General features: G+C 32.9%; 25 protein-coding genes, 1 tRNA gene and 1 pseudogene. 15 read left to right on the plus strand and 12 right to left on the minus strand.

Annotated elements, in window-relative coordinates; all coding sequences use genetic code 11:
• Positions 1–103 precede the first annotated feature (103 nt).
• Complete coding sequence (locus J0383_RS09020) at positions 104–607, plus strand: hypothetical protein (RefSeq protein ID WP_207298075.1); 504 nt, start codon at positions 104–106, stop codon at positions 605–607.
• Here the strand turns inward: J0383_RS09020 and J0383_RS09025 are convergent, their stop codons facing one another.
• A complete protein-coding gene (locus tag J0383_RS09025; RefSeq protein WP_207298076.1) occupies positions 608–1,711 on the minus strand; it encodes a glycosyltransferase family 2 protein in 1,104 nt (367 codons plus the stop codon).
• Positions 1,708–2,652 (minus strand): lysylphosphatidylglycerol synthase transmembrane domain-containing protein, encoded by a 945-nt coding sequence (locus J0383_RS09030; RefSeq protein WP_207298077.1) that lies wholly within the window; start codon positions 2,650–2,652, stop codon positions 1,708–1,710. The genes J0383_RS09025 and J0383_RS09030 overlap by 4 nt, the downstream gene beginning before the upstream one ends.
• Positions 2,653–2,764: 112 nt before the next feature.
• Here J0383_RS09030 and ruvC point away from each other — a divergent pair, with 112 nt between their 5' ends.
• The 9 genes and pseudogenes from ruvC to J0383_RS09075 all read left to right on the plus strand — a co-directional run bounded on the left by ruvC (position 2,765) and on the right by J0383_RS09075 (position 8,765).
• Positions 2,765–3,319, plus strand: a complete 555-nt coding sequence (gene ruvC, locus J0383_RS09035) for a crossover junction endodeoxyribonuclease RuvC (RefSeq protein WP_111288456.1) — start codon at positions 2,765–2,767, stop codon at positions 3,317–3,319.
• Between the two features lie 109 nt (positions 3,320–3,428).
• Positions 3,429–4,568 (plus strand): radical SAM family heme chaperone HemW, encoded by a 1,140-nt coding sequence (hemW, locus tag J0383_RS09040; protein ID WP_207298078.1) that lies wholly within the window; start codon positions 3,429–3,431, stop codon positions 4,566–4,568.
• 170 nt (positions 4,569–4,738) lie between these two features.
• Positions 4,739–5,548 (plus strand): D-2-hydroxyacid dehydrogenase family protein, encoded by an 810-nt coding sequence (locus J0383_RS09045; RefSeq protein ID WP_239023349.1) that lies wholly within the window; start codon positions 4,739–4,741, stop codon positions 5,546–5,548.
• Positions 5,549–5,567: 19 nt separating this feature from the next.
• Positions 5,568–6,392: a cyclase family protein gene (locus J0383_RS09050; RefSeq protein WP_207298079.1), complete on the plus strand. Its 825-nt coding sequence runs from the start codon at positions 5,568–5,570 to the stop codon at positions 6,390–6,392.
• 49 nt (positions 6,393–6,441) lie between these two features.
• On the plus strand, positions 6,442–6,843 hold the full coding sequence (locus tag J0383_RS09055) for a GNAT family N-acetyltransferase (protein WP_207298080.1): 402 nt from the start codon (positions 6,442–6,444) through the stop codon (positions 6,841–6,843).
• Entirely contained in the window at positions 6,840–7,190 is a 351-nt protein-coding gene (locus J0383_RS09060; RefSeq protein WP_207298081.1) for a DUF4260 domain-containing protein, read from the plus strand. The genes J0383_RS09055 and J0383_RS09060 overlap by 4 nt, the downstream gene beginning before the upstream one ends.
• A gap of 2 nt (positions 7,191–7,192) precedes the next feature.
• Positions 7,193–7,573 (plus strand): hypothetical protein, encoded by a 381-nt coding sequence (locus J0383_RS09065; protein WP_207298082.1) that lies wholly within the window; start codon positions 7,193–7,195, stop codon positions 7,571–7,573.
• A gap of 11 nt (positions 7,574–7,584) precedes the next feature.
• Positions 7,585–7,953, plus strand: coding sequence for an MmcQ/YjbR family DNA-binding protein (locus J0383_RS09070; RefSeq protein WP_207298083.1), 369 nt, complete (start codon positions 7,585–7,587; stop codon positions 7,951–7,953).
• 111 nt (positions 7,954–8,064) lie between these two features.
• Positions 8,065–8,765: pseudogene (locus J0383_RS09075) on the plus strand (PH domain-containing protein).
• A 117-nt stretch (positions 8,766–8,882) separates the two neighbouring features.
• Here the strand turns inward: J0383_RS09075 and J0383_RS09080 are convergent.
• The gene (locus tag J0383_RS09080) at positions 8,883–9,983 is read right to left on the minus strand and encodes a DUF4407 domain-containing protein (protein ID WP_207298084.1); all 1,101 of its coding nucleotides are present in this window, start codon (positions 9,981–9,983) and stop codon (positions 8,883–8,885) included.
• Positions 9,984–10,223: 240 nt separating this feature from the next.
• Here J0383_RS09080 and J0383_RS09085 point away from each other — a divergent pair, with 240 nt between their 5' ends.
• Together J0383_RS09085 and J0383_RS09090 are read left to right on the plus strand one after the other, a co-directional pair.
• A complete protein-coding gene (locus tag J0383_RS09085; RefSeq protein ID WP_207298085.1) occupies positions 10,224–13,034 on the plus strand; it encodes a TonB-dependent receptor in 2,811 nt (936 codons plus the stop codon).
• Positions 13,035–13,110: 76 nt separating this feature from the next.
• Positions 13,111–14,169 (plus strand): phytase, encoded by a 1,059-nt coding sequence (locus J0383_RS09090; RefSeq protein ID WP_207298086.1) that lies wholly within the window; start codon positions 13,111–13,113, stop codon positions 14,167–14,169.
• A gap of 97 nt (positions 14,170–14,266) precedes the next feature.
• Here J0383_RS09090 and J0383_RS09095 read toward each other — a convergent pair whose 3' ends face one another.
• The 4 genes from J0383_RS09095 to J0383_RS09110 all read right to left on the minus strand — a co-directional run bounded on the left by J0383_RS09095 (position 14,267) and on the right by J0383_RS09110 (position 18,812).
• On the minus strand, positions 14,267–16,930 hold the full coding sequence (locus J0383_RS09095; RefSeq protein ID WP_239023289.1) for a TonB-dependent receptor: 2,664 nt from the start codon (positions 16,928–16,930) through the stop codon (positions 14,267–14,269).
• Between the two features lie 49 nt (positions 16,931–16,979).
• A complete protein-coding gene (locus tag J0383_RS09100; RefSeq protein ID WP_207298088.1) occupies positions 16,980–17,711 on the minus strand; it encodes a GLPGLI family protein in 732 nt (243 codons plus the stop codon).
• A gap of 83 nt (positions 17,712–17,794) precedes the next feature.
• Positions 17,795–18,529: a GLPGLI family protein gene (locus J0383_RS09105; RefSeq protein WP_207298089.1), complete on the minus strand. Its 735-nt coding sequence runs from the start codon at positions 18,527–18,529 to the stop codon at positions 17,795–17,797.
• Between the two features lie 61 nt (positions 18,530–18,590).
• On the minus strand, positions 18,591–18,812 hold the full coding sequence (locus J0383_RS09110; RefSeq protein ID WP_207298090.1) for a hypothetical protein: 222 nt from the start codon (positions 18,810–18,812) through the stop codon (positions 18,591–18,593).
• 134 nt (positions 18,813–18,946) lie between these two features.
• On the opposite strand from J0383_RS09110, the gene J0383_RS09115 reads away from it, so the two are divergent.
• Entirely contained in the window at positions 18,947–19,252 is a 306-nt protein-coding gene (locus tag J0383_RS09115; RefSeq protein ID WP_207298091.1) for a helix-turn-helix domain-containing protein, read from the plus strand.
• A gap of 52 nt (positions 19,253–19,304) precedes the next feature.
• Here J0383_RS09115 and pckA read toward each other — a convergent pair whose 3' ends face one another.
• Entirely contained in the window at positions 19,305–20,909 is a 1,605-nt protein-coding gene (pckA, locus tag J0383_RS09120) for a phosphoenolpyruvate carboxykinase (ATP) (RefSeq protein ID WP_207298092.1), read from the minus strand.
• 204 nt (positions 20,910–21,113) lie between these two features.
• Positions 21,114–21,500: a DUF423 domain-containing protein gene (locus J0383_RS09125; protein ID WP_207298093.1), complete on the minus strand. Its 387-nt coding sequence runs from the start codon at positions 21,498–21,500 to the stop codon at positions 21,114–21,116.
• Positions 21,501–21,690: 190 nt separating this feature from the next.
• On the opposite strand from J0383_RS09125, the gene J0383_RS09130 reads away from it, so the two are divergent.
• Positions 21,691–23,055 (plus strand): saccharopine dehydrogenase family protein, encoded by a 1,365-nt coding sequence (locus J0383_RS09130; protein WP_207298094.1) that lies wholly within the window; start codon positions 21,691–21,693, stop codon positions 23,053–23,055.
• 90 nt (positions 23,056–23,145) lie between these two features.
• On the opposite strand, the gene J0383_RS09135 is transcribed toward J0383_RS09130, so the two are convergent.
• Both J0383_RS09135 and J0383_RS09140 read right to left on the minus strand, forming a co-directional pair.
• Positions 23,146–23,595 (minus strand): energy transducer TonB, encoded by a 450-nt coding sequence (locus J0383_RS09135; protein WP_207298095.1) that lies wholly within the window; start codon positions 23,593–23,595, stop codon positions 23,146–23,148.
• 850 nt (positions 23,596–24,445) lie between these two features.
• A complete protein-coding gene (locus J0383_RS09140; RefSeq protein ID WP_207298096.1) occupies positions 24,446–25,834 on the minus strand; it encodes a dipeptidase in 1,389 nt (462 codons plus the stop codon).
• A 109-nt stretch (positions 25,835–25,943) separates the two neighbouring features.
• On the opposite strand from J0383_RS09140, the gene J0383_RS09145 reads away from it, so the two are divergent.
• A tRNA-Leu gene (locus J0383_RS09145) sits at positions 25,944–26,028 on the plus strand.
• Between the two features lie 102 nt (positions 26,029–26,130).
• On the opposite strand, the gene J0383_RS09150 is transcribed toward J0383_RS09145, so the two are convergent.
• Positions 26,131–26,583, minus strand: coding sequence for a hypothetical protein (locus tag J0383_RS09150; protein WP_207298097.1), 453 nt, complete (start codon positions 26,581–26,583; stop codon positions 26,131–26,133).
• Positions 26,584–26,590: the final 7 nt, after the last annotated feature.

A 26,590-nucleotide genomic window follows, 5' to 3' on the forward strand; every position in this document is an offset into this window, starting at 1 on the left:
TGTGTTTTTCTTCGTTTTATAGTATTGAAATCCAGACATCTCAAAAAAATAATCGTATTTTTATAATCTTAATTTTTTATTCATTCAATTCAACATCAAAGCCTTGAGACCGTTTTTTATTTTTTCAATTTTCATATTTTTCAATTCTTGTCAATATTTTGAGAAGCAGGTACCATCTGAAAAAGAATTACTTCAAAAAGAATTAAAATCTATTAACTGGAAAGAAGTTGATGAATATCCTACTGTTGCTGATTGTGAAACTATTACAGACAAAAAAGAACGCCAGAAATGTTTTTTTGATTTTATGTCACAGCAAATCCAGCAAAAATTAGACACAGACACTTTGTCTTTGTTATATCCCGAATTGGATACAGTTAATGTAAAAGTGACTGTTTTTCCTAATGCTAAAATTAAATTTGAACCTCAGTTTTCTAAAGACTCAACTTCTTATAATAAAACCGAAATAGACAGCATTCTGCAGGCACGTTTGGTAGATTTTCCAAAGGTAAATCCAGCGATAAAAAGAGGTCTTCCGGTTAAAACACAGTTTATTTTACCTGTAATTCTTAAATCTAAAGAAGCAAAAAATCAACTACATAAAAAATAGCTATTTTTTAAACTGACGGTCTTTCCATTCGTAAGAACCGAACAAACTGTACAAAGCTACTGTTGAACTGAAAAACGGATACAATAAACTGTTCAGTAAAAGACTTTTAATTTTGGTTTTTGTCAAAAATTGATTTGTGATTGAAAGCAAAACGAAATCAATTGTAACTTTAGAAAAAGCAAAAATCACAAAAATTGGATACGGCCAAATTCCGACAAGAAGCAAGAAAAATCCAATTACGAAACTCAGATTTCCGAAGAAAACAATTAAACCTAAGAATTTACCAAAAATACTGTTATACGAGCTAGTTTTCGCAGCCCAGCGCACCCTTTGATGAAACAATGCTTTCCAATTTTCAGTTGGTTTTGTGGTTACAATGGCGTCATGAGCTTTTAAATAATGAACTTGGTTTGGAAATTTTTCAATTGCTTTTTGAAGTAAAAAAACATCGTCTCCACTCGCAATTTTATCATTTCCTTCAAAGCCATTTAAGCTTTCAAATAATGATTTTGTATAAGCAAAATTGGCTCCATTACACATAAAACCTTTATTTAAACCAAAACTGCCAATCGTCGCACCTTGCAGACTTGTTAAATCTAATTGCTGGAAATGATCTAAAAAAGAATTTCCGCATTTGTATATTACAGCGCCCGCCAGCATTGAAATTTTGTTTTCTTCAATATAATTATCAAAGGTCAAAAGCCAGTTTTTCGGAACAATACAATCAGCATCGGTTGTAATAACCCAATCCGTTTTTACATGCTGCATTGCGGTGGTAATGGCATCTTTTTTTGGAGAATTTGAAACCCGAATATTGTCGATTTGTGAAACGTCAAATGTGAAATGTGAAATGTGAAATTTCTCGTCTGAATTATCGTCTACCAGAATTACTTTAAATAAATCTGTCGGGTAATTTAAATTCGAAAAACTTTCCAAAAGTATCGGCAGATTTTCTTTTTCGTTTCGAAAAGGAACTATAATTGTAAAACTGTTTTTTGGTTTTAAATTCTGTTTTTGATACGTTTTTATTCTGAAAAAACCATAAATGAGCAACGCAATGCTCACTACATAAATGGCTAATATGAAGAATAATCCAAGAATCATTCTGTTGCTTTAGTTTTAAAATTCAGTACAAAATAACTTCCTAAAACTACTGGAAGAACTACATTTAAAAACCACATTAAAGTGCTGATGAAAATAACAATCCATTCGTTTACGCCCAAAATTCCGAAGAAATAAATAGCTACACTTCCTTTTACGGCAAAATCCAAAAATTGAAATGTAGGTAGTGAAGAAGCTAAAAAATAAACCGATGTAATCGCTGCCATTAAAGTTAAATAAGGCAAATCGACATCAAAACCCAAGAATAAAAAATAATATTGATGTGAAAAAACCAAATAACGGCAGATTCCCAAAAAGATGTTTTTTTGATGAACTGATTTTGGAATTTCGTTGATCTTATGAATCAGTTTTTCAATCGAATATCCTTTGACTTTTATCTTTTTAATGAAGAATAAAATAATCACAAGCAATACAAATCCACCAAATAGAATTAAAACTGTTTTAGTTGTGATTACATTAAATTGTGCATTGAAATACAGCAGTCCAAAAATCCCAAAAATGATCGTTAAAATCATCTGGATTCCGTTGCAGATTAAATTTAAGAAAACAACTTTTTTGGCTTCAGATTTTGGATAATACAATGCTTTTCCGGCATACTCTCCTACTCCATTTGGTGTGAAAATCCCAGCTGTTAAAGCGGCTAAAACCTGTTTTGTAGATTCGTAAACAGATATTTTATGAATAACCTGAGCCAGATTCTGCCATTTCAAAATCTCGAAATAACGGTTCAAAACACTCAAAAGCAAAATAAATCCAATTCCTAAAACGGACTGATTTTTTTGAAACAAAACAATAAACTTCTGCCAGTCTAATTTGTCGTTGTTAGCCAGCTGATTATAAATAAAATAAAATGCACCGCCAACAATTAAAAGTTTGGCCAGAAGAACTAGGAATTGCTTAGCTTTGTGAGGAATTGAAATCATGCCGCAAAAGTAATTGAATTTGATAATGTGGCAATTAAAATGTGCCAATTTGAAAATTAGAAAATGAGTTAATTTTCTACACTTGAAACAAAAACTTGAAACAAAAACTCTCTTGACACAAGAACGCATCATATTAGGTATTGACCCTGGAACCACTATTATGGGTTTCGGATTGATTAAAGTAATCAATAAAAAAATGGAATTTCTGCAATTGAACGAATTGCAGCTTTCCAAATACGACAATCATTACCAAAAACTAAGAATCATTTTTGAAAGAACGATCGAACTTATCGAGACGCATTGTCCTGACGAAATCGCAATTGAAGCGCCTTTCTTTGGTAAAAACGTTCAATCGATGCTGAAATTAGGCCGTGCGCAAGGTGTTGCCATGGCAGCGGGACTTTCAAGAGGTATTCCGATTACAGAATATGAACCGAAAAAGATTAAAATGGCCATTACTGGAAACGGAAATGCCAGCAAAGAACAAGTGGCCAAAATGCTACAGCAACTTTTAGGTTTAAAAGAATTACCTAAAAATCTCGATTCAACAGATGGTTTGGCGGCAGCGGTTTGCCATCATTTCAATTCAGGAAAAGTTGTGGCAGGAAAGAGCTATTCGGGTTGGGATGCTTTTGTGAAACAAAACGAAGATCGAGTGAAAAAATAATGTGTCAATGAGAAAATTTGATAATTAGATAATTCTATAGACAACGAAAAAAATTATCTAATTATCAAATTGACACATTTTCTAATTGACTAAATTATCTAATTAAAAAATGTCGGGTATCTACATTCACATACCATTCTGCAAGCAGGCTTGTCATTACTGCGACTTTCATTTTTCGACTTCGATGAAAAAGAAATACGATATGGTTTTGGCTTTGGCTAAAGAAATCGGTATGCGTAAACCCTTCGACTCCGCTCAGGATGACAATATCATCGAAACAATATATTTTGGCGGCGGAACACCTTCGGTTTTAAGTAACGAGGAAATTAACTTTCTGATTTCTGAAGTTTATAAAAATTACAAAGTCATTGAAAATCCTGAAATTACGTTGGAAGCCAATCCAGATGATTTGTCTGCAGAGCGAATCTTAGAATTATCCAAAAGTCCGATAAATCGTTTAAGCATTGGAATTCAGTCTTTTTATGAAGAGGATTTGAAGATGATGAACCGCGCTCATAATTCGGCGGAAGCTAAAAAATGTCTGGAAGAAGCAACAAAATACTTCGATAATATTTCATTGGACTTGATTTACGGAATTCCAGGAATGAGCGACGAAATGTGGAGACAGAATATTCAAACCGCTCTAAATTACGGAATTCCGCATATTTCAAGTTATGCTTTGACGGTTGAACCAAAAACGGCTTTAAGCAAATTAATCCAAACTGGTAAAATTGCTGAACCCCAAGATGAAGTTGCTTCGAACCATTTTATGATTTTGGTTGAAATACTTCAAAACAACGGTTTTATTCATTACGAATTGTCGAATTTTGGAAAAGAGAATTATTTTTCTAAAAATAATTCGGCGTACTGGCTGGGTAAAAAATACATCGGAATTGGTCCTTCGGCTCACAGTTATGATGGTGAAAAAAGAGGCTGGAATATTGCTAATAATTCGCTTTATATAAAAGCAATTCAAAACAATGAACTTCCTATTGAAACGGAAATCTTGACTATTTCTGATCGTTATAATGAATATATAATGACGGGATTACGAACGATTTGGGGCGTTTCTTTGGAAAGAATCGAAAAGGAATTTGGTTTGGAATATCTGAATTATCTAAAAAAGCAATCTCAAAAGTTTTTAAATGATGATCTGCTTTCAATTGAAAACAACATCTTAAAACCAACTCCAAAAGGAAAATTTTTAACGGATGGAATTGCAAGTGATTTGTTTTATTTAGATTTGTAATAAAAGGTTTCTTTCATGAAAATTACAATTTTAGACGATTATCAAAATGCTGTTGAAAAACTTGAATCTTTCAAAATTCTAAACGGACAGGGTGTTCAAGTTTTAAATTATACAGAAAAGACAATTCAAAATTAGCTGCTCTTTTAAAAGATTCTGAAATTATCGTTTTAATTCGAGAAAGAACGCAAATCACTGACGATTTACTTTCTAAATTGCCAAATCTAAAACTGATAAGTCAGACAGGCAAAAAATCAAACCATTTAGATATTGACGCTTGTACAAAACACAAAGTTGCTGTTGCAGAAGGAATTGGTTCTCCAATTGCTCCATCAGAATTGGCTTGGGCATTGATTATGAATACTGTTCGTAAAATTCCGCAAGCAATTGAGGGAATGAAACAAGGAAAATGGCAAGTTAATATTGGTTCCACTATTAAAGGAAAAACAATCGGCATTTGGGGCTACGGAAAAATTGGCCAGCAAATTGCAAAATATGCTGCTGTTTTTGGTGCCGATGTTTTAGTTTGGGGAAGTGAAAGTTCTAGAGAAAAAGCTGTTGCAGATGGTTTTCAAAAAGCAGATTCTAAGGAGTCTTTTTTCTCAGAAAGCGATGTCATTACTTTACATTTACGTTTAAACGAAAGCACATTTGAAATCGTTAAAAAAACAGATTTAGCATTAATGAAATCAACTGCTGCTTTAATCAATACAGCAAGAGCAGAGTTAATTGAACATGGAGCATTAATTGCAAGCCTAAAAGAAGGAAAACCTGGGTTTGCAGGTTTAGATGTCTATGAAGATGAACCTGTTTACAATACAAATTTTGAATTATTACAAATGTCAAATGTAGTTTGTACACCGCATATTGGTTACGTAGAAGAAAATAGCTATGAGTTGTATTTCGAAAAAGCTTTTGAAAATGTAATTAATTATATCAATAACAATCCAACTAATATTGCAAACCCAGAAGTATTAGTTTAGATGAAATAAATTAAGTAATATGATTGCTAAAATCAATAACTTTGAAATAGATTTATCAAAACCCATTGATATCTCGATTCCTTTAACCAATACAGATGAAAATCCGATTGCTTGGTATATTGAAAAACCTTCAATTGAACCTGTTGTTTTTGGCGATTGGATTGGGAAAGTTTCGGAAGGAAAATCATCTACAAATTTCAATAATATTTTCTTTAACCCGCACGGACATGGTACGCATACGGAATGTTTGGGGCATATTACGAATGGTTTTTACAGCATCAATCAATCGCTGAAACAGTTTTTCTTTACTGCAAAATTGATTACGGTTGAACCTGAAAAAATTGGTGATGATTTTGTGATTACGAAGAAATGCATTTCGACTTCACTCAATGTGACATCAATGGAAAGCACTTCGGCTTCGCTTAGTGTTACAAATGCTTCGACTCCGCTCAGCAAGACAGAGGCAATAATTATTAAAACACTTCCAAATGAGTTGGACAAAAAATCAAGAAAATATTCGAATACAAATCCGCCGTATTTGGCTGAAGAGGCCGCAATTTTCATCCGCGAAAGCGAAATTCAGCATTTATTGATTGATTTGCCAAGTGTTGATAAAGAACATGACGAAGGAAAATTATTGGCTCATAAAGCATTTTGGAATGTAAAAGACACTGTAAATCTCAATCAAGACGCACGATTACATGCAACAATCACAGAAATGATTTATGTTCCTGACGAAATTGAAGATGGAAATTATATACTAAATCTTCAAATCGCTTCGTTTGAAAATGATGCTAGTCCGAGTAAACCAATATTATATAAAATTGCAGATTTTAGATTTTAGATTCTGCTTCTACAAAATCTAAAATCTGAACTCTAAAATCTAAATTAAAATGATCACCGTTTCTACAGATAAAACAAAACTCGATGTTCCGTTTATACAAAACTTTTTAAAAGACATTTATTGGGCGGCGGGACGAACAATGGAAGAAGTGCAACGTACAATTGATGCTTCGGTTTGTTTTGGAATTTACTTAGACGCAAAACAAGTCGGTTTTGCACGAGTCATAACTGATTATGTGGTTTTTGCTTATGTAATGGATGTTTTTATTATAGAAGAACACCGCGGAAAAGGATTTTCATCTATTTTAATCGAAACGATGATGAACGATCCTCAATTACAAGAAGTCAAAATCTGGCGATTGGCAACCACAGACGCTCACTTTTTATACGAAAAATTCGGATTTACAAAACTAAATCATCCTGAAAAGATGATGGAAAAAATAGTCAAATGAAAACAGTTTTAAAACTCGAAGAAGCTGCTTTGTTTATTCTCGGCATCTTTTTATTCAACCGTTTAAATTATGAGTGGTGGTGGTTTCTGGCTTTAATTTTAGCTCCCGATTTATCGATGATTGGTTATGCATTTGGAAACAAAGCTGGAGCATTTCTTTATAATGTCTTTCATCACAAAGGAATTGCACTTTTAATTTATGCTGTCGGATGTTATTTAAATATTGAAATGGTGCAGTTAGCCGGAATTATTTTATTTTCACATGCTGCAATGGATCGTATTTTTGGTTATGGTCTGAAATATAAAAAAGGTTTTAAATACACGCATTTAGGTGAAATTGGCAAATAAAAATGATTAACGAGATAAGAGATAGTATTTTATTCATTAACCCTGATAATAATAACGAGTCAATTATTTTTAATCTAAAGTCTTGGATTAGAATAATAGAGGCAATTATTGAGAAATATGCTAACAAAACATATGAGGAATCAAGAAATATGGTACTTTCTTCTTCTCTTATAAAAAATTTAGACTTAAAAAATTATCATGATCTAACTTTTTATAGTCATGAAACTGAATATCACTGGGCAATGATGATTGCCTATGGTAATTTATATTGGAAAAAAGGGATTAATAGTGATGAACCTGAAGATTTTTCTGAATGGGAAAATAAATTTAGGAAAGATCATAATTTAGCCGAAGAAAGCTTCGTATTTAATGAATTACATTAAAACAAACAATTATGAATTTAGAAACGTTTTACGAATATTGTCTTTCTAAAAAAGGAGTGAGTGAACATTTTCCTTTTGATGAAGATACTTTGGTTTTTAAAGTAGGCGGAAAAATGTTTGCTTTGTCTTCTCTTTCTCAATGGGAAAAAAATGAACAATCGGTGAATTTAAAATGTGATCCAGACCGCGCACAAGAACTTAGAGCTGAATATGATGAAATACAACCCGGTTTTCACATGAGTAAAGTGCATTGGAATACGGTGGCTTTAAACGGAAATTTAGCTGATAAATTCGTAAAAGAACTTATCGACCATTCATATGAATTGGTTTTCAAAAGTTTGACAAAGAAAATTCAGAATGAAATTGTTGACCTGCGGTAAAATTTTTTTACCGAACAGGCGAAGCAATTAGAAAATTAGGCATTACATTTGTAGCGTCAGTAAAAAAAACTTAGCAGCTCAGCAGCTATGAAACTTAGCAACTTATAAGCAATGAAAGAACAATTTAAAAAATTTCTGAACGAAGAACAAGACCCAAAAGCGATTGAAAAAATCACTTCGAAACTTAACGATTTATTGATGAGAGGCGAAGAAGTTGGATACATTGCAGTACAAAAAAAACCTGCAATTACTGTTTTTCCTGATAGTATTGTATTAACAAACAAGCGTATCATTATCTGCAAGCCTAAAAATTTAGGTCTTTCTATGGATTTTACAGATTATGCATGGGATGATATTGCGAGTACTTTTGTAAAAGAAAACATTTTAGGTTCTGAATTTTCATTTGGTACAAAAACTGACTTAGCGGTTTCTATTGATTATATTCCGAAAATTCAGGCTAGAAAAATTTATACGTATGCTAAAGAGCAATTGGATTTATTAAAAAATCCTGCTTCAACAGCAGCACCAATACAAGAAATTGTTGAAGAAGCTGAACCAGAAATTGAAGACGAAATCGAAGAAGTAGAAACAGAAGAAGTAACCAGTTTGCTGAAATTTTACCTGCAGCTCCTGTTGTTACCGAAACTTACGAACCGCTTCCGACTCAACCAGCTGGAGAACGCAAATTAAGCGATTTAACTAAAGAAGAGCTTTTCGATAAATTACAGAACTACAAAAAACTTCTTGATAATGGTTTAATCATGCAAGGAGAATATGATGCTTACAAAAAAGAGATCTTGAGCTACATGTAAGTCGAAAGTCTTAAAGTTTTTGACTTTGTCTAAAATAAAAAGTCCGAAATAGAATTCTATTTCGGACTTTTTATTTTTCTGTTTTGACTTTATGACTTTAGACTTTCCAACTTTAGACTAAAGCGTAGCTTTCTGCTTATCTACAAATTTATGCGATTGTAATTCCAGTAATTCTTTTGCATTTTTACGCTGCAGGTCAAATAATCCTTTGTCTTCTGAAATATCAGCATACACTCTGTCGTGCATTTCTGCACTTGTTTTCACCAATAAATCACGTTGGTATTTGTTTTGAGCCAAAGTGGCTTTCATAGCTGTTTCGGCTTCTTCTTGTTTGAAATCGAATTCTCCTTTTGGTGCTAATAATTTGGCAATAATTGGAGATGTTTCGATTGCTAAAAACAACAGCATAATAAAAAATGATGGCAGCCAAGGCAATTTATTCAAAGCGTTAATACGCGCCATTAATCCGTCGAAACCTTCAATAATGGGTTGTGTCTGCGAAACTTTTTTGTCTAAATCAGCTTGGAGTTGTTTTCCAGCTTTTTCTTTTTCGGCGATTTTAGCTTCGTTTGTCGTTTTTAAAGTTTCATATTCTTTAAGCGCTGCATCGTGTTTTTCGCGTTTTTCTTTATAAACCGGGCCTTTTCCTAATTTCTTAGTTCCAGCAGTTCCTTCGGCTTCGGTAATATAAGTAGAATACAAAGCGTTTACTTCTTTCTCTTTCTTTACAATATCGGCTTTAAGCGCTGCAATCTCGGCTTTATTTTTATCTAAATCTGTTTTGAAATACGTTCCAATTTGCTTTTTATTGGCCAATTCCATTTCATTTTTCTCTTTTAATAAAACAGTATTGATTTCTTTTTCAAAGATTTTAATCTCCAAAGGTTTTGATATTACGATTGCAATAATAATCGCCAAAGCAATTCGCGGAGTCGCCTGCAGGAATTCATCCATAAAACGATCTCTTTTCTTAATGGTAGAAACAATAAATCGGTCTAGATTAAAGATCAGCAAACTCCATACAAATCCGAAAATCAAAGCGGGATAAATAGAATCGAAAACCGTAAAAAGCGCATACGCAATGGCTAAGAACGCCATAACAGCTGTAAAAAATACGGTAGCGCCAATACCAACGTATTTAGTCTGTTCACCTTCTGAACAGTCTTTCAGAATGTCGCGGTCGACTCCTGAACATAGGATAAAAAATTGTTTCAACATGATTGATGATTTTTGATTGTGATTGATACGGCAAATTTAACGCCAAATTTTTAATTATGGCCAATTTATTTTTTTCTTTTTAATTGTGAATCAATTATTTGTCTGCTGAAGTGTTATTTAAACATTAATAAATTTCAAATACTGCAAACCAATCATAACACTATGTTAATTTTTTTTCAAGGGTTTAGTAATACAGGGGTCTTAGTTTCGCACCAAATCAAATAAAAACTAAACACAACGATGAAAAAATTCTTTTTATTAACAGCATTTTTATTATTGACCTTAACAGGTTTTGCTCAGAAAGCGATAATATCAGGAAAGGTATTAGATGCTGATGACAAGCTGCCTCTGCCTGGAGCTATGGTTCAAATTGTAGGTGAAAAAAAATATACCGTTTCTGACTACAACGGTCGTTTTGAATTATTAAATATTAACGAAGGAACATATACTGTTGAAGTTAAATATATTGGATACAGCACTTTATCTCAACAAATTAAAGTCGAACAAGGAAAAAACAACGTAATTGATTTTTCTCTTAAAGCTTCTGAAAATGAATTGAAAGAAGTTGTAGTTGGAGACATCTTAAAAGGTCAGGCAAAAGCACTGAACCAGCAGAAAAACAACAAAAACATCGGAAACGTAATTTCTTCTGATCAAATGGGTCGTTTTCCAGATGCTAACGTGGGAGACGCTTTAAAACGTGTTCCGGGTATCACTATGCAGAATGACCAAGGCGAAGCTCGTAATATTATTATTAGAGGTTTGGCGCCATCTTTAAACTCTGTCACTTTAAATGGCGACCGTATTCCATCTGCTGAAGGCGATAATAGAAACGTGCAGATGGACTTAATTCCTTCTGATATGATTTCTACAATCGAAGTGAACAAAACCCTTACATCAGACATGGATGCCGATGCAATTGGAGGTTCTGTAAACTTAATTACTAGAGCAACTCCAAACGGAGAAAGAATTTCGGCAACGCTTGCGGGAGGATATTTACCAATTCGTGAGCATGCTTCTTACACCGCAGGATTCGTTTATGGTAACCGTTTTGCTAATGATAAATTAGGAGTAGTTTTTAGCGGATCGTACAATAATGTAGATTATGGTTCTGATAACATTGAAAACGAATGGGTAAAAGATGATTTTGGAAATGAATATCTACAAGCATCTGAAATCAGAAAATACGATGTACAGCGTATTCGTCGTAGTGCATCTGTTGCTTTAGATTATAAATTCAACGAAAACAATACGATTTTTGCGAATGCAATTTACAACTGGAGAGATGATAGAGAAAACCGTTTCAGAACGACAATTGATGATATTGAGCCTATTTACAATGGTGAAGAAATCACAGGTTTTGAAGGTCGTGTAAAACGTCAGACAAAAGGCGGTATAGATAACAGCAGAAACAAAAACAGAAGATTAGAAGACCAGAGAGTTCAAAACTATTCACTTCGTGGAGAGCACTTAATCAACTCTACATTAGATTTAGATTGGTCTGCTAACTATGCAAAAGCTAGAGAATATCGTCCGGGAGAGCGTTATATCGAATATCGTCAAAAAGGGCTTGATGTATTTCAAAACTTAACCGATCAAAGATTTCCTTTGGTTACAACATCGGGAGAAGCGCTTGACCAATTCAAATTTGATTCAGTTACTGAAAATACAGACGATACAAGCGAGAGTGAATTTGGGGCAAAAGTAAATATTCGTTTCCCATTCTCTGTAATTGCCGGAGAAAAAGGAAGATTGAGAACAGGTCTTAGACTTCGTTTGAAAGAAAAAGAAAGAAACAATATGTTTTATGCTTATGAGCCAATAAATGGCGGAATGGATTTATTATCTGAAGTTCCAACTTCTTATTTTGACGGACAAGGATTCAATCCAGGAAGTAAATATGTACCGGGAACTTTTGCTTCTGCTTCGTATTTAGGAAGTTTAGATTTAAACAACCCAGCTTTATTTGATAAAGAAGCAGATCCAGCAGAATATTTAGCAGTAAACTACAATGCAAAAGAGCGTATTTATGCTGCTTATGTACGATGGGATCAAGATTTCAACGATAAACTTTCGATGGTTTTAGGTTTCCGCATGGAAAACACACACATTGATTACACAGGAAACCGTGTATTAGATGAAGAAGAACTAGAAAATAAAATCAATAATACAAACTCTTATACGAATTTATTACCAAGCATTTCATTCCAATACAACGCAACAAAAGATTTAGTTTTAAGAGCTGCTGCAACTACAGCGCTGGCAAGACCTAATTATTATGCATTGGCGCCTTATGTAAACAACATTGCTGCCGATAAAGAAATTACAGCTGGAAATCCAGGTCTTAAAGCAACGTATTCATACAACTATGATTTCATGGCAGAGAACTATTTTAAATCTGTTGGTTTAATTTCTGGAGGAGTTTTCTACAAAAGGTTAAATGATTTCATTTACAATTACAGCGACAATCAATATACAGATGCGAAATTTGCTGCTGATTTTCCAAATCAATCAAACCCAATTCCAGCGGGAGAAAACTGGTCTTTCTTACAATCAAGAAATGGAGATAACGTTGATGTTTACGGATTTGAAGTTGCTTTCCAGCGTAAGTTAGATTTCCTTCCGGGGAAATTCTTAAAAGGTTTTGGTATCTATTTGAACTATACTTATACGAAATCTAAAGCAAGCGGAATTGCAGATGAAGATGGAAACGAAAGAAACGACATCAGTCTTCCTGGAACAACTCCACACATGTTTAACGGATCTTTATCTTGGGAAAACAAACGTTTCTCTGCAAGAATCTCGACAAACTTTACATCAGATTATTTAGATGAATTAGGTTCAGAGTCTTATAAAGATAGTTACTATGACAAGCAGTTTTTCTTGGATGCAAATGCTTCTTATAAAATCACTCCAAAACTTCGCTTTTTTGCAGAAGCTAATAACTTAACCAACCAGCCGTTACGTTACTACCAAGGAGTTGCTGCCCATACAAAACAAGCTGAATATTACCAGCCACGTTACAATTTCGGATTGAAATTAGACTTGTAATCTGGACTTTTTTAAAATTCTTAAATTAGACAGAGTTTAGCGCTCTGTCTAATTGCATTAAAATAGATAAACACAAATGAAAAATAAATCTTTAATTGCTCTTTTACTTCTAGCCGTTTCATTTACAGCTTGTAAAGATGATAAATTAGCACCAGTGCAGCCAAATGCTGTAAAACCAACAACAGTTACCGAAGCCTTACCGCATGATACCGATGACCCTTCTATCTGGATTAATCATGCCGATGCTTCAAAAAGTATTATTGTTGGAACCGATAAAGACACAGACGGTGGTTTATATGCTTTTGATTTGAATGGAAAAATCCTTAAAAAATCAATTCCTTTAAAACGTCCAAACAATGTTGATATCGCTTACGGATTAATTATTGACGGAAAAAAAGTAGACGTTGCCGTTACAACTGAGCGTGAAGAAAATAAAATCAGAATCTTCAGTTTACCTGATTTACAACCAATCGACAATGGCGGAATTCCTGTTTTTGAAGGAGAAGCACAGCGCGACCCAATGGGAGTTGCGTTATACACACGCCCAAGCGATGGAAAGATTTTCGCCATCGTAGGAAGAAAAACTGGACCTTCTGGAAGTTATTTATGGCAGTATGAGCTTTCTGGAAAAGGAAAATTCGCGACAGCAAAAGTCGTTCGCAAATTCGGAGCGTACAGCGGTAAAAAAGAAATCGAAGCTATTGCAGTTGATAACGAGCTAGGAACAGTTTTATATTGTGACGAACAATTTGGAATTAGAAAATACAAAGCAGATCCAGCTTTAAACGATAATAAAAAATTAGCTCTTTTTGGACAAAAAGATTTCAAAGCAGATCATGAAGGAATCGCAATCTACAAAAAAACAGATTCTACAGGTTATATTTTAGTATCGAATCAGCAAGCTAATACTTTTATGGTGTATCCAAGAGAAGGTGCAAAAGGAAACCCAAACCGTTATCCTTTATTAGCAGAAGTTCCAACTTCTACAATTGAATGTGATGGTGCCGATGTAACGAGTATTAACTTAGGAGGAGCTTACCAAAACGGACTTTTCGTAGCGATGAGCAACGGAATGACTTTTCATTACTATGCTTGGGATTTAATCCAAAAACGTATTGACGAAGCCAAAAAATAAAGTTTAGCGTTTTCAGTCGCAGTGCCTGTGTTAGTGTTTATTTTTTTAGCTGCGATTGGAAACCAAACAAAAAAGCTGTTCATTTCTGAACAGCTTTTTATATTTTATAACCCATAGAAAACATCAGAACTCTTGGCAAAATATAGGCTGACTGTTGACTAATAACATAATCAGAAAACGAATAACTATTTTTTTGTTGTATGTTGAACAAATTATTACATATCAATTCAAATCCAAAGGGACTATTCTTTTTTTGATATCGTAAAGATGTATTTGTTATTTCGTAAAAATTACTCTGATTATTTGAGTTGATGTTTTTAAGATTTTGATATTCTAATTTATAGCTCCAAAATTTAAAAAATGTAATGTCAAAATTTCCATTTATAGCGTCCGATTTATAATTTGAAATTGTCAATCCACTAAAATGACTAAATCCTTTTTCGTATCTTAAATTAAAATTTGGCCATTCTTTATAAACTGTCCTAAAAGTCAACCCCAGATTTTGAGCGTTTCTCTCATTTAACGTTACTACATTATTTAGCTTTTGATAATAACTTAGCCAATTTAAATTGGCATTTAGTTTGAGTTCAAATCGATATATTTTCTTTGCTACGCTGCCATTTAAAAGTATTGATGTTTCTGGATCGTTCCCTAAAAATGGCGAATTATACTGATTAATCCCATTAACAATTACTTCGTTTCTTATAATCGATGTTCGCTTAGTATAATTTGAAAAAACATTTAACCAAAGTCCTTTATAGAGGTTCATTTTATTATAAAACACATTAAACGAATGAAATTTTCCATTTTCAAGCGACGCATTTCCTTTATATACTAAATTATATTTTTGGAGAGTAAAACCATCCGAAAGAGATGGCACTTCTGAAAAGTTTGTTTCAAGTTTGTAATTAAATGTTATTTTTTCTGATTGATTAAATTCAAATTCACTATTCCATTGCGGTAGTACTATTTTACGTGAAAAATTATAATTTCCACTTAATTGTTCTGTTTTTGAATTGTACCAATGATAATATAATCCTACTTTATTTGCCCATTTTCGTATTTTAAATTTACACTCTAAACCACCATAAACATCTGCAAATTGATATCTTGTTTTATTTCCAAAACCTGCATTAATAAAATCATTAATGGTATTATCGCTTAAAAGTTGTTTCTCTGAAGTTTCAAAATTTGAAGTTTCAAATGTATTTCCAATATTTAGATACAGATGATTATGATTGTTGATTATCCAATAATGTTTAAAAACAGCATCAATAGTATTTCTTTTTAGTTGTTTTAATTGCTCAATATTATACATCATATCTTTCTCCAATGGAAGCACCCCCATTAAGAAAGGCTTATCAGTTAACCATTGATTTTGAGGCTTAATGTCTTCGTAAAATTGATGAATAGCAAACGTTTGAATGTGTGACATACTATAATTTTTATGCCATTCCAAATATTGTTTAAAAGATTTATTATCTGTATTACTAATTGTCTTGAAAACATTTGAATTTGTAATTGTTGACGAGTTTAAAACACCATTTAAATTATTTACTCCCAATTGGAACTGCCCATTATAAAGCCATTTTTGGTTCTTATCTGGCATGTAATCCAATTTTAAATTGGTAATATTTAAAGTATTTCTGTCGTTATTAATTTCTATTTTATTTTCAAAAGTCTGATCATTATTCTCTAAATATTCATTTTGAATAATGTTTTTAGTTTCTGTTAAAACCTTTGAAAAAATTGAATATACTGAAACATTAAATTTAGCAGAAAAATTATAACTAATATTTAAAGCTTCAAATTGTGATTTATTTTCAACAACATCAACATTATCTTTGGTAAGTTCATACAGCAAATCATTCGAAGTTTTCTTTTTTATTATATAATTACTTGTTCCACCTGTAAATCTTCGTAAATCACTATAGGTGAAAGTACTTTTTCCAATATTATTTACGTCTCCAATAAAACTTATATTCAATTTAGGAGCATAGTAAAATAATCCTGAATGTAACAAGTTTGATTTATCAACTCCAACACCTAAGCCTCCTTCAAGATCCCCAAAAACAAACTTCTTTTTTTCTTCCTTCAGCTTTACATTCATAGCTAAATCTTCACTGTCAGAAACTTTTTTCATAAAACCGACCTCATTAAAATTATCAATGACTTCAATTTTTTCAAGAGCATCAGCCGGAATATTTTCAACCGCCAACTTAGAGCCTCCCCCAAAAAAAGCTTTTCCTTCTACAAGCATTTGGGTGACTTTTTTTCCCTGAACTGTTACAGTTCCATTTTTATCAACTTCAACTCCAGGAAGTTTCTCTAATATTTCTTTCATTTTGCGTTCATTACCATTCGCAAAACTTTTAACATTAAAAGTAATAGTGTCTTTCTTTATTTCAATGGCTTTATATTCATGCTTTATGACAATCTCCTTTAATTTTTCACCACTTGACTGTAACTTAAAATTATATGTTGTCATGTCTGAATTAGATTTAAGCACTAACAATTCATCTTTAAAACCAATATAGGAAGCAACAATTTCGTAATCTATATTTTTATCGAGCTCTAAAAGATATCGTCCCTTATTGTCGGTTATGGCAAACCTTACACCTGCTTTATCCTGCAAAGGTCTAGCAATCACATTAGCTGATTCTAAAAAAACATCTGTTTCAGAAGATATTGTCCCTCTTAAAGTTTTTACTTGAGAAAAACAAATTATAGGAAGTAAAAAGAAAAGGGCAACTTTAATCATTAGCATTACCTCTTTTGGAGGTGTTAATTATTATTTTAAAAACCAAACCCTAAAACTTATCATCAGGTTTTTTAAAACCATTAATAGAATTCCTGTTTTTCATTTGTTTCATTATTATTTCGTCAAATTCTTCTTGATTAATTATAGGATAGTCCTGTGGCTTCCCTAAAATCGGTGGCTTTGATAAATTCAAATCAATTTTTTTGACTCCGTAAACAACGTTTCGTACTTGTAATTCTAATATCAGACCAGGCAGATTGCCATATCCATTAGGTCCAAATGAAACAGGAATTTTGGGACAATACCAAGCAATAATTGGAAAGACAAAACTTCCTTTGCCATTATTTACTTTTTTAGTTGAAGTTGCTTTATAACATAGAAAACCTTCAATTTCTTTAGTTTCATTTTCTAGTACCCAATCTTTTATCGCGTCTGTTTTTAGCACATAATTACCAAAACCGAAAACAGCGCAAAGCGAAAAATCTTTATATTGATACACCTCATTCATATAACCAGCAGCCACTTTAGACATAAAAAGGTCAGAATTGTCAATTGCTAAACCTTCATTGAAAGAAAAAATCGCTCTTTCTTTATCAAAATTTAATGAAAAAGACAAGTACTTCGCATTGCTAATAGATTCACCATATGACTTTTCTGCTCTAGTTCCTATAAAGCCATCTATCATTTCGATACTAACTCCATATTCAACTTTGCCATTTTGTACTTGTCCAAAAGAAATAAAAGAACTTATAAAAACTATATTAATTAATTTATCTATCATGTTAAATATTTTAAATAATTGGTTTCTTAATAGAAAACAAATTATAGAAGTAAAAAGAAAAGGGCAACTTTAAAAACCAAAACCTAAAACTTATCATCAGGTTTTTTAAACTCATTTACAGAATTTCTATTTTTCATTTGTTTCATTATTATTTCGTCAAATTCTTCTTGATTAATTATAGAATAGTCCTGTGGCTTCCCCAAAATCGGTGGCTTTGATAAATTCAAATCAATTTTTTTGACTCCGTAAACAACGTTTCGTACTTGTAATTCTAATATCAGACCAGGCAGATTGCCATATCCATTAGGTCCAAACGAAACAGGAATCTTTGGACAATACCAAGCAATTATAGGAAAAATGAAAGTTTTTTCAGTATGTATCACTTTTTTACTAGAAGTTGCTTTATAACATTGAAATCCTTCAATTTCTTTTGTTTCATTTTCTAGTACCCAATCTTTTATGGCATCAGTTTTTAAAAGATACTTGCCAAAACCATTAACAGGGCAAAGAGAAAACTCTTTATTTTGATATACCTCATTCATATAACCAGCACTAACTTTAGATAATCCAACGTCTGTATTTCCAACTGCTAAATCATCATTATAGGAAAAAACTGCTCTCTCTTTATCAAAATCCAATGTAAAACTTAAGTATTTAGCATTATTCATTGATTCTGTATATAACCTCTCTAATACAGATCCTTTAAATCCTTCTATCATTTCAATTGTTACTCCATATTTAATTCTACCATTTTGAATTTGGGCAAAAGAATTAAACGTTATAAAAAAAATCAAGATGATAATTATTCTATTTATCATAATTTACAGTATTTTAAATGGGTCTTTTGTAACGAAGACCCATTTGTTTATTTGAATTGAATTATGCTCCCATACATCTACCCCATACTCCAGCACCATAAAAATAGGCTTCATATGGACTACATCCCATTTCAAGACAAAGTGCCTCTGCATCAGCCTGATCTTGCTTGCAGTCTGCAAACACAATAATTTTAGCTTCAAGTTTTGTACTCTCTAATTGATTTGCAGATGCTGTAAAACTGATAGAACTAACAGCAAAAACTGTAAATAATAATTTTTTCATAAATTAAATTTGTAATATTAATACTAATTTTTTGTATTTTACAAAGATATTTTTATAGATTTTTTCTTACTATATAGATATAGAATATAATTTATTCTGATTTAAACTAATTATTTACCAATAAACCTGTTATTATGCCTGTAGGATTTAAAATCAAAAAATTAAGAGAAGAGAATAATTTATCTCAAAGCTTATTAGCTGATCAATTAGGAATATCACAAAGTGAGTTGTCAAAAATTGAGAATGGAAGGGCAAAAAAAATTGACATTTATCTCATGATTGAGATATGTAAGTATTTCAACAAGTCCTTAGATTTTTTTACTCCAGAAAAAAAATCAGAAGAAGAAGAGGAAAATTTTAGTATCGAAATTTCTTCTAGTATAGTACTGGATGAACTAAAAAAAATAATTAATGAATTTCAAAAGAAAAACAAAAAATAAAAAAAGCTGTTCATTTCTGAACAGCTTTTTTTATTTGAATTAATAAAATCCTTTATTCTGTAATTGGTGCGCCAGCTAAAATTTCAGCATTGGCAAACTCTTCAAATTTCGCAAAATTAGCTTTGAATTTATGAGCTAATTCTAACGCTTTTTTATCGTATAAATCTTTGTCTTCCCAAGTATTTCTAGGATTTAGAATTTCACTTGGAACGTTTGGACAAGATTGTGGTTTTGCAATTCCAAATACTTTGTGGTTTACGTACTCAACATTATCCAATTCTCCGTTTAATGCTGCCGTAATCATAGCACGAGTGTATTTTAGTTTCATACGGCTTCCAGTTCCATAAGCTCCGCCTGTCCATCCAGTGTTGATTAACCACACTTTTACTCCTGCATCTTTCATTTTTTTGCTTAACATTTCGGCATATTTAGTTGGATGCAAAGGCATAAATGGCGCTCCAAAACAAGCTGAGAAGTTTGGCTGTGGTTCTGTAACTCCTGCTTCTGTTCCAGCAACTTTTGCAGTATATCCAGAAATAAAGTGGTAAGCCGCCTGACCTGGAGTTAATCTTGAAATTGGAGGCAGAATTCCGAATGAATCCGCTGTTAAGAAAAATATATTTTTTGGATTATGACCAATAGAACCCGGCTGAATATTATCAATATGTGTTATTGGGTAACTTACACGTGTATTTTGTGTGATTGAAACATCATCATAATCAACTTCATTTGTTCCTGCTTTAAAAACCACATTTTCTAAAAGCGCACCTTTTTTAATGGCTCTAAAAATATCTGGTTCATTCTCTTCAGATAAGTTGATTACTTTAGCGTAGCAACCGCCTTCGAAGTTGAAAACTGTGTTCTCGCTTGTCCAACCGTGTTCGTCATCGCCAATTAATTTACGTTCTGGATCAGCAGATAAAGTTGTTTTTCCAGTTCCTGAAAGTCCGAAGAAAATTGCTGTATCACCCTCTTTACCTACGTTAGCGCTACAGTGCATTGGTAATGTATTTTCGAAAACTGGTAAAATGAAGTTCAAAGCAGAGAAAATTCCTTTTTTCATTTCTCCTGTATATCCAGTTCCGCCAATAAGAGCTATTTTTTTAGTAAAATCCAAAATAGCAAAATTAGACTGGCGTGTTCCGTCTAGAGCTGGATCTGCCATAAAACTTGGAGCACAAACTACGGTCCATTCTGGAGTAAAATTCGCTAATTCAGAATCCTCTGGTCTTAGGAACATATTGTAGCAGAATAAGTTTGACCATGCAGTCTCTGTTACAACGCGAACATTTAATCTGTAGTTTTTATCAGAACACACATAAGAATCACGAACAAAAACCTCTTTGTCTGATAAAAATGCTGTTACCTTATTATATAGTTTTTCAAAAGCTTCTGGAGCAAAAGGAATATTTACATTTCCCCACCAAACTTTATCTTCTGTAATTTTATCTTTTACAATATAACGATCTTGTGGAGATCGTCCTGTAAATTCACCTGTATTAATCGCCAAAGCACCTGTAGAGGCCTCAACACCTTGTCCTGACTGCACAGTAATCGCATGTAATTCTTCTGGTGATAACTGGTAGCGAACTGTCGCATTTTCAATCCCTAAGTCTTTTAACGAAATCGATTGCGCGAATAGGATATTATTGTCCATAAATTTTAATGTTGTTGTGTTATTTTTTCGGTGCAACAAAATATAATTTTACTTTATTTAAGGCATAAACCTCAAGTTTGCAAATTGTTATATTTTTTATCAAAGGAGATAAAAAGCAATAAAAATTCACATAAGCAACCTTATATGTTAATTATGAGACAAAATTAAAGATTAATTTTTATACAGAATTTTTTTTTCGGGATTTTATGATTTTTTCCTCAAAATAGTAAGAAATAATACCGCCCAGCCTATAATTAATAAGAATCCACCCAAAGGTGTTGCGAATACTATAATTTTAAAGTCGAATAATGTGAGACTTTTAGTAGCTAATAAATAAATAGAACCGCTAAAAAGAACCACACCAGCCAGAACCAGATTATAGATTGTTTTTAAGGTTTTTTCGGCAATTTCTTTTCTCGTAGAAAGGAAAAGAAGAAAAAGAGCATGGTACATTTGATAACGCACACCGACCTCAAATGTATTCAGTTCGTCAACCGTTAAATATTTTTTTAATAAATGCGCTCCAAAAGCACCTAATATAATGGCCAACATTCCGATAAAAGCTCCAGTGAGAACGATTCTTCTTTTCATGTTTTCTTAACTTTAAAATTTAAGCAAAAATACAGCATCGCGCTCAATATTCATTTGACTTTTCTCAAAAATATTTCAGTTAAAAAACATTCTTTTTTCATCAAAAAATCACAGAAAAAATAATCATTTCTTTAAAATTTATTTGTTACAATTATAACATTTTAGTATGTTTGTGTTAAATATTTAAATTATGAGAAGCGTTTTAATAATTGGAGCCGGCAGATCTGCATCTTCTTTGATACGGTACTTGCTTGCAAAATCAGAAAGTGAAAATCTTCATCTTGTTGTTGCCGACTTATCTTTGGCTTTGGCCGAAAAAAAAACGCAGAAACACCCTAACGCTACTCCTATTGCTTTAGATATTTTTAATAAAGAAGAAAGACAAGCCGCGATCGAAAAAGCTTCAATAGTCATTTCAATGCTTCCGGCACATCTGCATATCGAAATTGCCAAAGATTGTCTTTATTTCAAAAAACATCTGGTAACGGCTTCTTATATAAGCGATGCCATGCAGTCTCTTGATGAAGAAGCGAAGAAAAACAATCTTATTTTCATGAACGAAATTGGTCTTGATCCTGGAATCGACCACATGAGCGCCATGAAAGTAATTGATGAAATCCGATCAAAAGGCGGTAAAATGCTTTTGTTTGAATCGTTCTGTGGCGGTTTAGTCGCACCAGAATCTGATAATAACTTGTGGAATTATAAATTTACTTGGGCGCCAAGAAACGTCGTTTTAGCCGGACAAGGCGGTGCGGCCAAGTTTATTCAAGAAGGTACTTATAAATACATTCCATATAGTGCTTTGTTCCGAAGAACTGAATTTCTGGAAGTCGAAGGTTACGGAAAGTTTGAAGCGTATTCTAACCGCGATTCGCTTAAATACAGATCCGTTTATGGTTTAGACGATGTTTTAACATTATATAGAGGAACAATTCGAAGAGTTGGTTTTTCAAGAGCTTGGAACATGTTTGTCCAATTAGGAATGACCGACGACAGTTACATTATGGAAGATTCTGAAACCATGAGTTACCGTCAGTTTACAAACTCGTTTCTGCCTTATCACCCGACGGATTCTGTTGAAATAAAAACTCGTTTGATTTTAAAAATCGATCAAGACGATATTATGTGGGACAAACTTTTGGAACTGGATTTATTCAACCCAGATAAAATTGTAAATCTTCCAAATGCTACTCCGGCTCAGATTTTAGAAAAAATCCTGACCGACAGCTGGGCTCTTGAACCAGATGATAAAGATATGATAGTAATGTATCATAAATTTGGTTACGAATTAAACGGCGAAAAGAAACAAATCGATTCGAAAATGGTCTGCATTGGCGATGACCAAACGTATACTTCAATGGCCAAAACAGTTGGACTTCCTGTAGCAATCGCAACTCTGCTTATTTTGAACGGAAAAATTACAACTCCAGGTGTACAGCTTCCGATAAGAAAAGAAGTTTACGACCCAATATTAAAAGAATTAGAAGACTATGGTGTAATTTTTAACGAACAAACCATGCCTTATTTTGGATATAATCCTGACTTATTTTAGTCGGGATCGCCTTTTTATTTTTAGAATTTTTTTTTAGTTTATTTTATCCGCTTCTGTCTTTTTAGAAGCGGATTTTTTATTTCTCACATCTTATTTCTTTTCAAAATAAATACGTTTGTCTTTTTCATTTTCGGTATCTATATATATTCTGAAGGTGATCAAACTCTTAGATTTTTTTCCGTTAAAAGAAGCGGGTTTCCATTTTGGCGAAAGTTTAAAAACTCGGATAACCTCTTCGTTTAATCCAAATCCTAAATCTGTTAAAACTTTAATATCCGACAATGAGCCGTCTTTTTCTACTATAAATTGTACTGGAATTTCTCCTTTTACTTTTTTCCGAACTGCTTTCTTCGGAATCTCAAAATTACTCTTTACAAAATTTCGAAAACTATAAATACTTCCCGGAAAATCGGCAGCAATTTCGACTGCAACAAATACATCATTTGATTGATCATTACTGATTGATAAATCTTGAGCTGCACTTTTACCGCCCAACAACATTGCAATGACAATCAAACTCTGACTAAAAATTTTTCTCATATTCTTTAAATTATTCTGGGGATTTTGGAATTACAAATATAATTTTAAACTTGTTTCCTTTGTGTTTTTTAACCGCAAAGAGCGCAATGATTTTCCTCAAAAGTTACGCTTATAAACGCAAAGTTCGCAAAGCTATATCTATATAACTTTGCGAACTTTTATAAATCTTAATTAAAAAAAAATTGCAAACTCTGCGTAAATACTTAGTGTGCTCTGTGGTCAAAAATAACCGCAAAGAGCGCAAGGATTTTTCTCAAAAGTTACGTTTATAAACGCAAAGTTCGCAAAGCTTCATGGATAAAACTTTGCAAACTTTAATAAATCTCTTTTAAAAAACTTAGCGGTCTTTGCGTAAATACTTAGTGTGTTCTGTGGTCAAAAATAACCGCAAAGAACGCAAGGATTTTTCTCAAAAGTTACGCTTATAAACGCAAAGTTCGCAAAGCTATATCTATATAACTTTGCGAACTTTTATAAATCTTAATTTAAAAAAATTGCGAACTCTGCGTAAATACTTAGTGTGCTCTGTGGTCAAAAATAACCGCAAAGAGCGCAAAGATTTTTCTCAAAAGTTACGCTTATAAACGCAAAGTTCGCAAAGCTATATCTATATAACTTTGCGAACTTTTATAAATCTTAATTTAAAAAAATTGCGAACTCTGCGTAAATACTTAGTGTGCTCTGTGGTCAAAAATAACCGCAAAGAGCGCAAGGATTTTTCTCAAAAGTTACGTTTATAAACGCAAAGTTCGCAAAGCTATGTGATAAGCTTTGCGAACTTTTATAAATCTTGCTTAAAAAATTCTTCGCGAACTTTGCGTAATTCTTCGCGCTCTTTGCGGTTAAAAAACTATTTGCTCAATTCCACAAAATACTTATAAAACAACGGAATAGTTTCAATACCTTTCAAGTAATTAAAAATTCCGAAATGTTCGTTTGGAGAGTGAATGGCATCGCTGTCTAACCCGAAGCCCATTAAGATGGTTTTGCTTTTTAATTCTTTTTCGAATAAAGCCACAATCGGAATACTTCCTCCTGAACGAACCGGAATTGCAGGAACTCCAAAAGTTTCAGTATACGCTTTGTTTGCAGCCTGATATCCGATGCTATCAATTGGTGTCACATAACCTTGACCACCGTGGTGAGGCGTTACTTTTACCGTAACTCCAGCTGGAGCAATGCTTGTAAAATGTTTTGTAAACAATTCTGTAATCTCTTCCCACTCCTGATTTGGAACCAAACGCATTGAGATTTTAGCGTAAGCTTTGCTCGCAATAACCGTTTTAGCACCTTCTCCGGTATAACCGCCCCAAATTCCGTTTACGTCTAATGTCGGACGGATTGAGTTTCTTTCGTTGGTTACATATCCTTTTTCACCGTAAACATCAGCAATGTTTAAAGCGTTTTTATATTTTTCTAGGCTGAAAGGCGCTTTTGCCATTTCGGCTCTTTCTTCTGCAGATAATTCCTGAACTTTATCGTAGAATCCTGGAATCGTAATATGATTATTTTCGTCGTGAAGAGAAGCAATCATTTTTGCCAGAATATTAATTGGGTTTGCCACAGCACCACCGTATAAACCAGAATGCAAATCACGGTTTGGTCCAGTAACTTCAACCTCAACATAACTCAAACCTCTTAAACCTGTTGTAATTGACGGCTGTTGATTAGAAATCATTCCGGTATCTGAAATAAGGATCACATCATTTTTTAGTTTTTCTTGATTGCGTTCTACGAACCAAGCCAAACTTGCAGAACCAACTTCTTCTTCTCCTTCGATCATGAATTTTACGTTACAAGGCAAAGTATTGCTTTGTACCATTAATTCAAGTGCTTTTACGTGCATGTACATCTGACCTTTGTCATCACACGCTCCACGAGCAAAAATCGCTCCTTCTGGATGAATATCTGTAGTTTTAATAACAGGTTCAAATGGTGGTGAAGTCCATAATTCTAACGGATCTGGCGGTTGTACGTCGTAGTGTCCGTAAACTAAAACCGTTGGAAGATTTGGGTCGATTATTTTTTCTCCGTAGATAATTGGGTAACCTGGAGTGTCGCAAGTTTCGACGTAATCGCATCCTGCTTTTGATAAACTTTCTTTTACAGCCTCTGCTGTGTCAATAACATCTTGAGAATATGCAGTGTCGGCACTTACCGACGGAATTTTTAATAATTCGATCAATTCATTGATAAACCGATCTTTATGTTGTTGAACGTAGGACTTAATATTTTCCATTTAAATTATTTTTATAGAAAACCAAATGTACAAAAAAGAGAATTAAAAAAAATTTTGAAAAAATGCTTTGATTATTCAAAAGTATGCCTATCTTTGCACCCACAATTCCGCGGATATGGTGAAATTGGTAGACATGCCAGACTTAGGATCTGGTGCCGCAAGGCGTGTAGGTTCGAGTCCTATTATCCGCACCAAAAAAAGCTTCTGAATATTTTTCAGAAGCTTTTTTGTTTTACGGCATATTTAAATTCTAATCTTTTTGGTATAGATCTCATTTGAGGCCGTAAAAAATTAATTTACTTTTTTGCATCAATGCCAAATAACTTCTGCAAATTTTTTAAAGTAAGCGGGCCTCCAATATGCTCAACAAACTCCTTTTCTCTTTTTACGAATTGAATACTTTTGACACCCATTGTTTTATCATAAAGAATTGTCACCATAGCTCCTTCCCAATTTTTATAATCAAAACTCTCTCCCTTTTTATACTCATCACTATTCATTGCCCTAGATACCTCATTGTAAATCTCTGTAATTTCTTCTTTTTTAAACATAAAATACCATCTTACATCACTTTTAGAAGTCCCATCTGGCATATTTAAAACATAGATTTCACCGAATCTATTCATTTTTGTAGTGCCCATATTTACCGAAATCACTTCATCTGGTTTTCTTTCTTCGGAACGTTTCATTATTTGCGCATTAAGACTAAAACACATGATCAAAACAACAGCCAATAATAATTTTTTCATTTTTTTT

The organism is Flavobacterium endoglycinae, assembly GCF_017352115.1.
Classification (GTDB): domain Bacteria; phylum Bacteroidota; class Bacteroidia; order Flavobacteriales; family Flavobacteriaceae; genus Flavobacterium; species Flavobacterium endoglycinae.